This window comes from Pseudomonas sp. 32A (genome assembly GCF_052682255.1).
Window position 1 is genome coordinate 5,012,501 of sequence record NZ_JBQYLY010000001.1, and the last position, 13,943, is coordinate 5,026,443.

Sequence of the window (13,943 nt, forward strand, 5' to 3'; positions counted from 1 at the left end):
TCCGGTGGTTCTGTATGGAAGGGCCATCGCTCAACGGATAAAAGGTACTCCGGGGATAACAGGCTGATACCGCCCAAGAGTTCATATCGACGGCGGTGTTTGGCACCTCGATGTCGGCTCATCACATCCTGGGGCTGAAGCCGGTCCCAAGGGTATGGCTGTTCGCCATTTAAAGTGGTACGCGAGCTGGGTTTAGAACGTCGTGAGACAGTTCGGTCCCTATCTGCCGTGGACGTTTGAGATTTGAGAGGGGCTGCTCCTAGTACGAGAGGACCGGAGTGGACGAACCTCTGGTGTTCCGGTTGTCACGCCAGTGGCATTGCCGGGTAGCTATGTTCGGAATAGATAACCGCTGAAAGCATCTAAGCGGGAAACTAGCCTCAAGATGAGATCTCACTGGAACCTTGAGTTCCCTGAAGGGCCGTCGAAGACTACGACGTTGATAGGTTGGGTGTGTAAGCGCTGTGAGGCGTTGAGCTAACCAATACTAATTGCCCGTGAGGCTTGACCATATAACACCCAAGCAATTTGCGTCGAAGAGACCAGATTGCGGTGTGTGAAGACGAAACGAACCGAAAGTTCGAGATACTCACAAACACCGAAAGCTATCACATACCCAATTTGCTGAAGCGAGGCCAGCTGGTCACGACTCAGTACCCGAATTTCTTGACGACCATAGAGCATTGGAACCACCTGATCCCATCCCGAACTCAGCAGTGAAACGATGCATCGCCGATGGTAGTGTGGGGTTTCCCCATGTGAGAGTAGGTCATCGTCAAGATTAAATTCCGAAACCCCTGATTGCTAACGCGATCAGGGGTTTTGTTTTGGGCGGTCGAAAACTCACTGCGTTGCCGTTTAAAATCCTTTCTCTCTGATCAAGTCGATCAGCGCCCTTAATCCAGCCGGCACATGACGTCTTCCTGGATAATAGAGGCACAGACGATCAAACGATGGCGTCCACTCCTCCAGCACACGCACTAACGTCCCCTTCGCTAAATCAGCGGCGGCATTCCATTCCGTAAGATAGGTCAAGCCCAGTCCCGCCCTGGCTGCCTCAAGCATCAACGTCGGATTATCCAGGGTCAAAGCCCCATACACCTCTACGGCAATAGCTTCGCCATGACGCTCAAACTCCCAGTGGTAGATCGCACCGCCAGGCATTCGGCTGCGAATACACTGATGGGCCCGTAGATCTGTCGGGCTGACGGGGACTGGGTGGTTGGCAAAATACTCCGGGCTGCCCAATACCGCAAAACGCTGAGCCTGGCTGATATCGACCGCGATCATGTCTTGAGGAACCGTGTCGCCCAGACGAATCCCCGCATCAAACCCCTGCGCAACGATATCCACCAGACGCCCTTCAGTGACGATATCCAGTTTCATCCGCGGATAGCGCCGCAAATACTCCAGCAACAGCGGCATCACCTGCTTTGCGGCACCTGCTGAGGTATTCAGGCGCAAAGTACCGCTCGGCTCCGCACTGCGATTTCCCGCCTGTTCCAGAGCAATGCGAATGCTCAACAGTGCCGGAGTGATCGTCTCGACAAACTCTGCGCCCACTTCAGACAACGACACACTGCGGGTTGTGCGATTGAACAGCCTCACCCCCATCCGCGCTTCAAGCCCTGCAATAGAGTGACTTAGCGCCGACGTCGACACATTCAACTCAGTCGCCGCCGCACGAAAACTTCGATGGCGCGCCACTGCCAATACGGCTTCCAGTTCATTCAGTCCGGATGTGTTCATTGTCCTGAATCACTCATCAACTCATGCCGATTTGTACGGCTTATCAGCTCAATCATAGTGACTTACCGTAGGACGCACTAGCTCAGCGTCCCGGAGGACCTATGCAACGCATCAACCAGATCTATATCAACGGCGCTTTTGTAACTCCTCATGGCGAAGAGCTTTTTGACCTGTTCAATCCCGCCACAGGCCAGCGTATCGGCCAGGTTCAATTGGCCAATGAACAGGACGCCCTGGATGCCATCGCTGCCGCCAAGCAAGCTTTTACCGAGTTATCCCACAGCTCGAAAGACGTACGCATCGGCTATCTAAAACGCATGCACGCTGCCGTTGAATCCATTGAGGACGAACTCACCAACGCGATTATCGAGGAGTACGGTGCCCCTGTTTCCCGTGCGCGATGGATGGCTAAGCACGCGGCCAGCGTCCTGCAGGATGCCGCTTCGGTTCTGGAGAACTACAACTTCTCCCGACGTATCGGCATTGCCGAGGTGGTCATGCAGCCGTTGGGTGTGGCCGGCTTGATCACGCCCTGGAACAGCAACGCCGGTTTTATCTGCGCCAAGCTCGCTGCGGCGCTGGCCGCCGGCTGTACCGCGGTGATCAAACCCAGTGAAATGAGCGCAATCCAGACCTCCATCGTCACCCGCGCACTCCATGAAGCGGGGCTGCCCGCGGGCGTGTTCAACATCGTCACCGGCCGTGGTGAAACCGTAGGTGCCGTGTTGAGCGCCCATCCCGACATCGCAAAAGTCTCCTTCACCGGCTCAACGACTGTCGGCAAAACCATCCTGCGCACCGGCGCCGAGACCCTGAAGCGCGTCACCCTGGAACTAGGCGGAAAATCACCGGTGCTGATTCTCGATGATGCGGATCTCAAAACCGCCGTGCCCCTGGCTCTCCAGGCCGGCTTCATGAACAGTGGTCAGGCCTGCATCGCCGGCACCCGAATCCTGGTACCTGAAAGTCGCCTGGCTGAAATCGAAGCGCTGATGATCGAGGAAGTGACCAAAGTACAAGCCGGTAATCCTCGTGATCCAGCCACGGCCGTGGGCCCCATGGTCAGCCTTAAACAATGGGAGCGCGTGCAGCGCTACATTCAGATCGGGATCGAGGAGGGCGCTCACCTTCTAGCGGGAGGCCCCGGTCTGCCAGAAGGCATCACGGCGGGCTGGTTCGTGAGACCCACCGTATTCAGCCGCGTGACCAATCAAATGACCATCGCTCGCGAGGAGATTTTCGGCCCGGTGCTATCGATCATTACCTACGCGACCGAGGAGGAAGCACTGACGATAGCCAACGACACCCCCTACGGCCTCCAGGCGTACATCCTGTCTTCAAATCCCGAACGCGCCCGCAATCTGGCCAGCCGTATCGATGCCGGCCGAGTCCTGATCAATACCCTAGCCCATGAGCCATTGGCCCCGTTTGGCGGTTTCAAGCAATCGGGTATTGGCCGCGAGTACGGCACATTTGGCCTGGAAGCCTTTCTGGAGCCCAAGTCCATCCTAAGCTGATTCCTCAGCATGAAAACGTATGAATAAGGTCCACGTCCCAAACCAAAGGGCATGAACAGGCCCTATAAGCACACCGTTCAGGGAAATCGATGCAAAGTGTTTCCGCATTTTTGGTATGGTGCAGCACATTTTCACAGGGACTGATTATTCTCCGCAGGAAGCGGCGTCGACCTTATTTCAACGAGATGCTGTAGAAATGCCTGAACCGATACCGATCAAGGACCACGAAAAAGAAAACCGCCTGGTCAACAAGCGGCTGCTGGCCTGCGCGCTGCTGGTCATCGGCATCACCTGCGCCCTGGTAGGCCGGATGTACTTCCTGCAGGTGGTGCAGTACGACTATCACTCCACCATTTCCGAAAACAATCGCGTCCACGTCCTACCGATTACACCGACGCGCGGCCTGATCTATGACCGCAATGGTGTAGTACTTGCCGACAACCGTCCCAGTTACAACCTGACCATCACCCGCGAACGTACGACCGATCTCAAGGGTGAGCTGGACGCCATCGTCAGCCTCCTGCATTTGCCTGCCGAGGACCGTGGCGTATTTGATAAAGCGCTCAAGCAAGCGCGTCATCCCTTCGTCCCCGTCACGCTGTTTTATGAGCTGACCGAAGAACAGATCGCCGTGCTGGCCGTCAACGAATTCCGCCTGCCTGGCGTGGATGTCGAGCCGCAATTCGTCCGCCATTACCCGCTGGGTGCGCACTTTGCCCACTCCATTGGCTACGTAGGCCGGATCAACGAAAAAGAATCCAAGGCTCTCGATTCAGTGGAATACCGGGGCACGCAATCCATCGGTAAAACCGGGATCGAGCGTTTCTACGAGTCCGAGCTGCATGGCCACGTGGGCTATGAAGAAGTTGAAACCAACGCTCAGGGTCGCGTCCTGCGAGTGCTCAAGCACACCGACCCGATCCCCGGCAAAAACATTGTCCTGAGCCTGGACGTCAAGCTCCAGGAAGCTGCCGAAGAAGCCCTTGGCGACCGTCGGGGTTCGGTGGTCGCTCTCGACCCGGCAACCGGCGAAGTCCTGGCGATGGTCAGCAAACCAAGCTTTGACCCGAACCTGTTCGTCACCGGTATCAGCTTCAAGGAGTACGCAGCGCTTCACGACTCTCTTGATCGTCCGCTGTTCAACCGCGTGCTGCGGGGGCTCTACGCACCGGGCTCGACGATCAAGCCGGAAGTGGCCATCGCCGGCCTCGACAGCGGTGTAGTCACCGCCCAGACCCGCGTGTTCGACCCGGGTTATTACCAACTCCCGGATTTCGACCATAAATACCGCAACTGGAACCACAGCGGCGACGGCTGGGTAGACATGGACGCAGCGATCATGCGCTCCAACGACACCTACTTCTACGACCTGGCCCACAAGCTGGGCATCGACCGCCTGCACGACTACCTGGCCGAGTTCGGCCTTGGCCAGAAAGTCTCCCTCGACATGTTCGAAGAGTCGGCCGGCTTGATGCCATCCCAGGCCTGGAAGCGCGCCACCCGACGCCAACCGTGGTTCCCGGGTGAAACCGTGATCCTCGGCATCGGCCAGGGCTACATGCAGGTCACCCCGCTGCAACTGGCCCAGGCCACTGCGTTGATCGCCAACAAAGGCGTGTGGAACCGCCCGCACCTGGCCAAGACCATCAATGGCGTGGCGCCAGTGGATGAAAACCCGATGCCCAACGTTGTCCTCAAAGACCCGCGCGACTGGGAACAGGTCAACCACGGCATGCAACTGGTGATGCACGACCCACGAGGTATCGCCCGGGCGGCTGCAGCCGGCGCGCAATACCGGATTGCCGGCAAGAGTGGTACCGCACAGGTGGTGGCGATCAAGCAGGGCGAGCGTTACAACCGTCTCAAGACCCTGGAACGCAACCGTGACAACGCCTTGTTCGTCGGTTTCGCCCCGGCGGAGCACCCGCGGATCGTGATTTCGGTGATGATCGAGAACGGTGAGGCCGGTGGCCGAGTCGCAGGGCCGGTGGTGCGGCAGATCATGGATGCCTGGTTGCTCGATCAGGAAGGCCATTTGAAGCCGCAATACGCGACGCCCAGTAAGGCGCCGGGTGATCCCCACGTCTGAGGTCTTCCGGGCATGACGCTGTTCATGCCTTATACCTTGTCAAAGGTTGCGCATTGGTCGATGTCGCCTACTGTCAATACAGGAGGTGTCTCATGCACGAATCAAATGAAATCAAACGTAAAGTCCTGCTCAACGCGCCACGTCAACGGGTCTGGGATGCGCTGACCGACGCCGAGCAATTCGGCAACTGGTTTGGCATCGCTCTCAAGGGCAAGCAGTTTGCCCAGGGCCGGGCCATCGAAGCCCAAATTACTTATCCCGGTTACGAGCATGTGGTGTGGAAAGCCAAAATCGAGCGCCTTGAGCCACAAACACGCTTCTCTTTCAGTTGGCATCCCTACGCCGTAGACAAGGATGTCGATTACGACGCCGAAACGCCCACACTGGTGGAGTTCACCCTTGAGGATCACGCCGAAGGCATCTTGTTGCGGGTGGTGGAGTCAGGTTTCGATGCGATCCCGGACGCTCGCCGCCAGAAGGCCTACAAGAAGAACTCCCGAGGCTGGGACGATCAGATGAATAACATCGAAGAGTACCTGGCGAAATCCCATCGGCCTTGAGTCCAGTGGCGAGTTCGCGATTCGCAAATTCGCCACTGAGATTGAGCGTCTACTTGATCACCACCGGATTCACCGGTGCGCCGCTGCCCCCGACAATCTTCAGCGGGGCGGCGGTGTAGAGGAATTTCCACTGGCCGTCGTCCGCACAATCGGCGGCCAGTTCCTCCAGCAACACAATCTCGGTGAAGGCGATCCCCAGGTTGCGCATCAGTGCGCAATGCAGCGGAATCTGCACCCCGGACACCGGGTCGGTGATCACTTCATTGGCGATGGTATCGGTCACCAGGTTGGGGATTTCCATCGCGTGGAACCACTCCACCAGCTCGCGGCTGTAGGTCAGCCCCGGCTCCATCAGGTCCTTGAAGAACTCGGTCTTGCCCAGCTCATAAAACGCCCCCATGGAACCGGTGCGGATGATCAGGATGTCGCGCTTTTCAATGGTCACGCCCTGGGCCTTGGCGGCGTCGAGCAGGTCCAGGTGGTTGAAGGTTTCGCCACGGCCCAGGCATTTCTTGCCGCGATGGCGGGCCATATCGATCAGCACCGCACGGCCCACCACGCCGCGTTCGGCGATGGCCAATACGCTGGCCTTGGCCATGCTGCCGACGGTGGTCTGGGCGTCGTAGCCGTTCCACAGTTGATTGTCGTACCAGGCGTGGCCGAGGGCGTCGTACTGGGTCGAGCCTTGCAGTTGCATGAAGATCACGTCGTCGGAATACGCCGCGCCACCGGTCATGTGCGGCTGTTTGCCGAAGTGGTAATGGCTGTGGTCGAGGGTGTTGAAGCGCATCGACGGGTTGCGCGCGGGCCACATCGGGTCACCGCCCGGGTGGCCGATCTGCACTTGCAGGGTAAAGGTCTTGCCCTGTCGCACCGAGGCGACGCCTCGCAGCACTTCGGCTTCAGTCAGGTAATTGAGGGCACCGACTTCGTCGTCCGGTCCCCATTTACCCCAATTCTTTGGCAGGCCTTCAAGCAATTCCCGGGTGTTCGGCTCGTTCTTATTATGAAGATCACACATAGCAATTCCGGTCCCTGTGAGAGTGAGTTACACGCAGCGCCCGCCATCGACTTCCAGGCAGGTGCCGGTGATGAACGCCGCTTCGTCCGACGCCAGGTACAGGCAGGCGTTGGCCACATCTTGCGGGGTGGAAAAGCGCCCCAGGGGAATGGTCGCCATGAACTTCTGGCGGTTTTCCGGGGTGTCCGGCACGCCCATGAATTCGCTGAGCAATGCTGTGGCACCCACCACCGGATTCACGCAGTTGACGCGGATATTGTCCGGCCCCAACTCTGCCGCCATGGTCTTGCTCATGACCACCACTGCGCCCTTGCTGCCGTTATACCAGACCAGTCCCGGGCGCGGGCGGATCGCTGCCGTCGAGGCAATGTTGACGAACACGCCGCCGCCCTGGCCGCGAAAGTGCGGCACAAAATGCTTGGCGCTCAAGAAGATGCTTTTGACGTTGACTGCAAATACCCGGTCGAACTCGGCCTCATCGACCTCCAGCATCGGCCGGTTGCGGTGGGTGGTACCGGCGTTGTTGATGACAATGTCCAGCCCACCGAATTGCTCCAGTGTGCCGCGCAGCAGCGCGCCCATGCTTTCATCGTTGGTCACGTTGACCTCGATAAAGTGCGCATGGCCGCCGCTTTCGGCAATCTCATTGACCACTCGCTGACCGCCCACGGCGTTCATGTCCGCAACGATGACCTTGGCGCCCTGGCGGGCAAATGTCTTGGCGATGCCCTCGCCAAACCCCGAGCCGGCGCCGGTGACGATCGCGACTTTATTGGCTAAACGCATGGTGTGTTCTCCGTTCTTGTTGTTGTGAGGAATCAACCGTGTTTGATCGCAATGGTCTTCAAGGTGGTAAAGCCCAGCAGCGCTTCGAAGCCTTTTTCCCGGCCATAACCGCTGGCCTTCACGCCGCCGAATGGCAGTTCAACGCCGCCACCGGCTCCGTAGTTGTTGATGAATACCTGGCCACAACGCAGCGTGCGCGCCAGGCGCATTTGCCGCGCGCCGTCGCGGGTCCACACGCCGGCCACCAGGCCGAACTCGGTGCCGTTGGCCAGGCGAATCGCTTCGGCTTCATCGTCGAAAGGCATCACGGCCAGCACCGGGCCGAAGACTTCCTGTTGCGCCAGGCGGCTGTCTGGCGGCACATCGCGAAACAGCACCGCCTCCTGGAAATACCCGCCGCTGCCAGCCTCGGCCACCACCGTGCCACGTGCGGCGACGGTGATCCCGGCCAGTTCGGCCTCGCGAATAAACTCCCGCACCAGGCGTTGCTGCTTCTGATTGATCAGCGGGCCCATGTCCAGGTCCAGCGCTGAAGGCCCGGCACGCAACTCGGAAAAACGCTGGCTGAGGCGCGCGAGCAGGCTTTCGTAGATGCTGCGTTCCACCAGCAAGCGGCTGCCGGCTGAGCAGGTTTGCCCGCAGTTCTGAATGATGGCATTGACCAGCACCGGCAACGCTTCATCCAGATCGGCATCGGCGAACACCAGTTGCGGCGACTTGCCGCCCAGCTCCAACGTCACCGGGCAGTGGCGCTCGGCGGCGGCTTTCGATACGGCGGTGCCGGTGGCAGTGGAGCCGGTAAACGAGATGTGATCGATGCCCGGGTGTGCGCACAACGCCGCGCCCGCTTCATAGCCATAACCGGTCACCACATTGATCGCGCCAGCCGGAAAGCCCACCTCGGCAGCAATCTCCGCCAGGCGCAGCAACGACAAACTGGCATCTTCCGCCGGCTTGACCACACACGCATTGCCCGCCGCCAACGCAGCGCCGACGCTGCGACCGAAAATCTGCATCGGGTAATTCCACGGGATGATATGCCCGGTCACGCCATGGGGTTCGCGTACGGTCAATACGGTGTAGCCAGCCTGATACGGCAGGGTTTCGCCGTGCAGTTTGTCGGCGGCACCGGCGTAGTACTCGAAGTAGCGGGCGAGGGCAGTGGCATCGGCGCGGGCGACTTTCAATGCCTTGCCGGTGTCTCGCGCTTCGATCTGCGCCAGTTCCTCATGATGGTCCAACACTGCCACGCCGAGCTTCGCCAGCAGGCGGCTGCGCTCCACGGCAGATAACGTGCCCCACGGGCCATCGAAGGTTTCCCCGAGTGCCAGGCGCGCCGCGCGGATCGCCGCATCGATATCGGCGGCCGTGCCACGGGCGATGCTCGAGTAGGTTTCGCCGGTGCTCGGGTCGATCACGGGAATGTCTTCCAGCGAGGTCGATGCCAGCCATTGATTAGCGATGTAATGTGCGTTGGTCATGTTCAACTCCTGTTCCCTGCGACGCATTCGGCGATGGCGCGGCCCACTTCGACGGTGCTGGCGTTGCCGCCCATTTCGCGGGTGCGCGGGCCTTCGGCAAGCACGGTTTCGATGGCGGATACGATCGCCGCCGCGGCTTCCTGGTAAAGCGGATGACCGTCGCCCAAGTGCTCGATCATCAGTGCGGCCGACCAGATCTGCCCGATAGGATTGGCCACCCCCAGCCCGGCGATGTCCGGCGCCGAGCCGTGCACCGGCTCGAACAGCGAAGGGTAACGCCGCTGCGGATTCAGGTTGGCCGACGGCGCAATGCCGATGGTGCCGGTGCACGCCGGGCCAAGGTCGGAAAGGATGTCGCCGAACAGGTTGGACGCCACCACCACATCGAACCAGTCGGGGTGCTGCACGAAGTGCGCACACAGAATGTCGATATGAAACTTGGCCGTCTTCACGTCCGGGTAGCGCCGGGCGATCTCGTTCACCCGCTCGTCCCAGAACGGCATGGTGATGGAGATGCCATTGGATTTGGTCGCCGCCACCAGGTTTTTCCGGGGCCGCTGTTGCGCCAGTTTGAAGGCGTAATCCACCACGCGGTCCACGCCTTCCCGGGAGAAGATCGACTCCTGCACTGCGATTTCCCGCGAGGTGCCTTCCCACATGCGCCCGCCGACACTGGAGTATTCGCCTTCGGTGTTTTCCCGCACCACGATAAAGTCGATGTCTCCCGGCACACGGCCGGCCAGCGGACAGGGCACGCCAGGCATCAGACGCACCGGGCGGATATTCACGTATTGATCGAACTGGCGGCGGATCTTCAGCAGCGACTCCCACACGGCGGTGTGGTCGGCAATGATGTCCGGCGCGCCGACAGCGCCGAAGAAGATCGCGTCATGGCTGCCGATCTGTTCGGCCCAGTCGTCGGGCATCATCGTACCGTGGGCCAGGAAATGCTCGCTGCACCAGGCAAAGTGGTCGAAGTGAAAGTGAATACCGAACCGCCGGCTGACGGCCTCAAGTACCCGCAGGCCTTCGGGCACCACTTCGCGGCCGATGCCGTCGCCGGGAATCACGGCGATGCGGTGGGTGGGGCGGGTGTGGGATTGGGACACGCCGTGTCTCCTGTCTTGTTTTTTTATAGGAAGGTCTGGCGAGGGCATTCTTGGCACAGCTGTTACAACAGGGGAATTGCTCATTGTGGAATCGGCCTTCGCAAAATTCGAAGGCCGAAGGTTTATGCAGGGTTGGCGCTCAGGTAGTCGAACAACGCCAGGCTGGTCAGCGAAGGCTGCTCCTTGCGCATGCACAGGTACATCTGCCGGTTGGCCCAGGCGTCGTCGATTTCGATAAAGCGCAAGGCCATCTCCTTGCGGAAAATCTGCACGGCGCCCTGTGGCAGCACGCCCACGCCCTGGCCGGCAGCGATCAAGCGGCACACCGCTTCGAAACTGCGCACCTGCATCCGCAACCGCAACGGCATGCCAATCGCAGCGGCGGCTTCGGTAATCAGCGGGGTGATGGCGGCGTTGTCCTCCAGCCCGACGAAGTCATAGCCGAGCAAATCCTCGAAGCGCGCATGGCGCATTTTCAACGGATGATCATGGGGCACGATCAGGCACAGGCGGTCCTGGCAGTAGGGTACAAAGCGCAACTCTTCGCTGGGCCGGGTCGTGACGATGCCGACATCCGCCACGCCGTCACGCACGGCCTGGAGAATTTCCCGGCTGCGCTCCTCGCGAATATCCAGGCGGATGCCCGGATGCAAGGTGTTCCATTGGGTCAGTTGGCGCGGCAGTTCCTGGCTCATCGCCGAACTGTTGGCGTACAGGCAAACCCGCCCTGTGGCGCCCTTGGCGTAGTCGGCGAGATCGGCGTGCATGCTGTCCACTGCCCGAAGGATCGACTGCGCATGCTGGGCCAACACTTCGCCGGCCGCCGTCGGCGAAACACCGGTGGAGGTGCGGGTCAGCAGGGCGACCTTGAAGTGCTGCTCCAGCAGCGACAGGCGCCGGCTGGCGGCAGAGAGGGAGAGATGGGAGTGCTCGGCCGCCCGGGACAGGTTGCCCAGCTTGACCGCCTTGAGGAACAGCTCGATGGAAGTGAGGTCGGGGGACATGCCGGAGTCCTTGTGCGCAGTGGTTGGGAAACTACGCAGTTGGCGTTCGGCTGTCCAATGTCCGGCAAACAACACGGATGAAGGCAGATCTGCTTTTCTGTGGGAGCTGGCTTGCCTGCGATCGCATCACCGAGGTGCATCTGACACACCGAGGTGCCTGCATCGCAGGCAAGCCAGCTCCCCCATTGACTGGGGTTAGAAGTCGATACTGGCCGACAACTTGGCCACGCGCGGGTCGCCTTGAGTCAAGTAACCGCCGAGGGCCGATTCCCAGTATTTGGTATTGGCGACGTTCTCCACAGTGGCGCCGAGGGTGACGTCACGCTGGTTCACCTTGAAGGTGTAGCGGGCGCCCACATCGAAGCGGTTCCAGGCGGGCAGGCTGAGGTTGTTGGCCGCGTCGGCGTATTGGCCGCCGGTGCGTAGCATCCGACCGTTCACCGTCACGCCTTGCAGGCCCGGTACATCCCAGTCCACGCCGGCATTCAGTTGGAAGCTCGGTACGCCGATGGCACGATTGCCGTCGTTGGCGCCGTTCTGGGTGCCGTTGACTTCGGTGTGGATGATGGTTGCACCGCCCAACAGGCGCAGCCCTGCGATAGGCTCGCCAAACACGTTGAGCTCCACGCCTTTGTTGACCTGCTCGCCCTGTCGAACATAGGTGGCGCTTAAACCGTCGGCGCTGAGTTGTGAGTAGCCATCGGTGGGTTGCTCGATGCGGTACACACCCAGGGTTGCGCCGTAGGTGCCCATGTCGACCTTGACCCCGGCCTCGGTCTGTTTCGAGCGCGCCGGGGCGTAGGCCTGGCCGGCGTTGCTGATGGGGGCTGTGCCGGCTGTCTGGGGAGCGGTCGGGCCCTGGGCCAGGCCTTCGATATGGTTGGCATAGAACGACACATGGTCCCACGGCTTGAACACCAGGCCGTACACCGGTGTAGTGATCGACTTGTCGTAATTGGCGGTGCGAGTACCCGTGCCGTAGGCGAAGCCCTGAACCACCAGTTCCTGGCGACGCAAGCCGGCGGTCACCAGCAAACGATCATCCATAAAGCCCAGGGTGTCGGAGACCGCCGCACTGCGGGCGAAGGTCTTGGCGGTGATGCCCGGGTCGTTCAGGTCGCCGCCCACGAAACTGCCTTTGACCGGCTCGGCAACGTCCACCGGGTTATAGATATTGCTGGCGTGGCCGGTGAAGTCAAAGTCATAGGCATTGCGGGTCTGGGCCCAGATCCCGGTCAACCCGAGGTTCAGCTTGTGGCTGACCGAGCCGGTCTGGAACTTGCCGTTCAAGCCTGCCATCAGGCTGGTGTTGTCTTCCTGGTGGGCGATGCGCGAGCCGCTGACGGTGGCATTGCCCAGGGTGTCATTCAACGTGACCGAGGAGTAACGGCCAATCTCGTTGGTGTGCTTGGCACCGCCGGCGACATAAGCCGTCCAGTTGTCGTTGAGGTCGTACTCGGCGCGCAACATGCCGAAGGTGTCTTCCAGACTGCTGGTGCCCCAGCTCGGCGCGTAGTTGGTGTCGGCCGAAGGTGCGTTGGGGATATGGGTCAGGTTCTGGCCAAGCAGCACGGTGTTGCGCCCGCCATTGATCTGCTGTTTCGAGTAGACAAAATCCCCCGACAAGCGCAGTGCATCACCGCGATAATCCAGGCCAACCGCAAACAGCTTCGAGCGCTGGTTCTCGTCATCAATCCCGGTATCACCCTCACGCTGGGAGATATTCACCCGCGCGCCGAAGCGATTGTCTTCGCCAAAGCGCTGGCCGATATCCAGGTGCTCGCCGACCCGGCCGTCGCTGCTGATGTCGGTGCTGAAGCGACGCAATGGAACATCATCGGCGCGCTTGGGTTGCAGGTTCACACCGCCGCCAATCCCGGAGCCGCCGGGCGTCACGCCGTTGATAAAGGCGTTGGGGCCCTTGAACACTTCAACCCGTTCCAGGGCGTCGGTGGACATGATCTGGCGCGGCAGGATGCCGTACAAACCGTTGAACGAAATGTCGTCGCCGTTCAGCGGCAGGCCACGGATCACAAAAGCCTGGGCCTGGTTGGCGTAACCCGATGCCTGGCGCACGGATGAATCGTTGAGCAGCACATCACCGACGTTTTCGGCCTGCTGGTCACGAATCAGTTTTTCGGTATAGGACGACATGCTGAAGGGCACGTCCATGATGTCCTGATTGCCCAGCACCCCCAGTTGCCCGCCGCGAGCGACCTGGCCGCCGGCATACACCGGGGGCAGGGCGTTGGGCGTCGGCGCGTCGGCGCTGATGGTGGTGGCACCCAATTCCAGAGCCTTGCCGTCCTGACTGTTGTTCGCATCCTGCGGGGTTTCTGGAGTGGCGGCGTGAGCGGTGAGGCTCAGGGAGCAGCAAAGGGCGAGCAGGGTCGGGCGAAACGGCACAGCAAAACGGATGGAGGTGGGCATGGTCGATCCTGACGGCGAACCGTCAATGTGAGGAAAAGGGCAACAACGTTGCGCGTCCTCGCTGCGCGGATACGACTCCGGTGCGAATGATAGTAATTGTCATTAATGTTCTGCAACAAGTTTGTGAGATTGTTGTCTGCGTGCGCGTAGGCGATTTCGGTTAAATCGCCGCGCCTTGTCACAGGCCGAGTAGAATC

The 13,943-nt window shown here is 60.3% G+C and carries 10 protein-coding genes and 2 rRNA genes (1 of these 12 cut by a window edge); 5 read left to right on the forward strand and 7 right to left on the reverse strand.

Annotated features, from left to right (window positions below; all coding sequences use genetic code 11):
• Both ACUN0G_RS23175 and rrf read left to right on the forward strand, forming a co-directional pair.
• Window positions 1-512, forward strand: a 23S ribosomal RNA gene (locus ACUN0G_RS23175); it begins 2,382 nt to the left of the window's first position.
• Between the two features lie 153 nt (window positions 513-665).
• Window positions 666-781, forward strand: a 5S ribosomal RNA gene (gene rrf, locus ACUN0G_RS23180).
• Between the two features lie 77 nt (window positions 782-858).
• Here the strand turns inward: rrf and ACUN0G_RS23185 are convergent.
• A complete protein-coding gene (locus tag ACUN0G_RS23185) occupies window positions 859-1,749 on the reverse strand; it encodes a LysR substrate-binding domain-containing protein (RefSeq protein WP_445574356.1) in 891 nt (296 codons plus the stop codon).
• 101 nt (window positions 1,750-1,850) lie between these two features.
• Between ACUN0G_RS23185 and ACUN0G_RS23190 the strand changes: the two genes are divergently transcribed.
• From ACUN0G_RS23190 to ACUN0G_RS23200, 3 genes are all read left to right on the forward strand, one after another.
• Window positions 1,851-3,266 (forward strand): aldehyde dehydrogenase family protein, encoded by a 1,416-nt coding sequence (locus tag ACUN0G_RS23190; protein WP_445574357.1) that lies wholly within the window; start codon window positions 1,851-1,853, stop codon window positions 3,264-3,266.
• A gap of 196 nt (window positions 3,267-3,462) precedes the next feature.
• A complete protein-coding gene (gene mrdA / locus ACUN0G_RS23195) occupies window positions 3,463-5,355 on the forward strand; it encodes a penicillin-binding protein 2 (protein WP_010166602.1) in 1,893 nt (630 codons plus the stop codon).
• A gap of 92 nt (window positions 5,356-5,447) precedes the next feature.
• Entirely contained in the window at window positions 5,448-5,915 is a 468-nt protein-coding gene (locus ACUN0G_RS23200; protein WP_445574358.1) for an SRPBCC family protein, read from the forward strand.
• A 49-nt stretch (window positions 5,916-5,964) separates the two neighbouring features.
• Here the strand turns inward: ACUN0G_RS23200 and ACUN0G_RS23205 are convergent, their stop codons facing one another.
• From ACUN0G_RS23205 to ACUN0G_RS23230, 6 genes are all read right to left on the reverse strand, one after another.
• Window positions 5,965-6,936: a cyclase family protein gene (locus ACUN0G_RS23205; protein WP_445574359.1), complete on the reverse strand. Its 972-nt coding sequence runs from the start codon at window positions 6,934-6,936 to the stop codon at window positions 5,965-5,967.
• 27 nt (window positions 6,937-6,963) lie between these two features.
• Window positions 6,964-7,722 carry an SDR family oxidoreductase gene (locus ACUN0G_RS23210; protein ID WP_445574360.1) on the reverse strand — a complete coding sequence of 253 codons (759 nt, stop codon included), beginning with the start codon at window positions 7,720-7,722 and terminating at the stop codon, window positions 6,964-6,966.
• Window positions 7,723-7,754: 32 nt separating this feature from the next.
• Window positions 7,755-9,203 (reverse strand): aldehyde dehydrogenase family protein, encoded by a 1,449-nt coding sequence (locus ACUN0G_RS23215; RefSeq protein ID WP_258346987.1) that lies wholly within the window; start codon window positions 9,201-9,203, stop codon window positions 7,755-7,757.
• A 2-nt stretch (window positions 9,204-9,205) separates the two neighbouring features.
• Window positions 9,206-10,312 carry a tartrate dehydrogenase gene (locus ACUN0G_RS23220; RefSeq protein WP_445574361.1) on the reverse strand — a complete coding sequence of 369 codons (1,107 nt, stop codon included), beginning with the start codon at window positions 10,310-10,312 and terminating at the stop codon, window positions 9,206-9,208.
• Between the two features lie 122 nt (window positions 10,313-10,434).
• On the reverse strand, window positions 10,435-11,316 hold the full coding sequence (locus tag ACUN0G_RS23225) for a LysR family transcriptional regulator (RefSeq protein ID WP_445574362.1): 882 nt from the start codon (window positions 11,314-11,316) through the stop codon (window positions 10,435-10,437).
• A gap of 195 nt (window positions 11,317-11,511) precedes the next feature.
• Entirely contained in the window at window positions 11,512-13,746 is a 2,235-nt protein-coding gene (locus ACUN0G_RS23230; RefSeq protein ID WP_445574363.1) for a TonB-dependent receptor, read from the reverse strand.
• Window positions 13,747-13,943 lie beyond the last annotated feature (197 nt).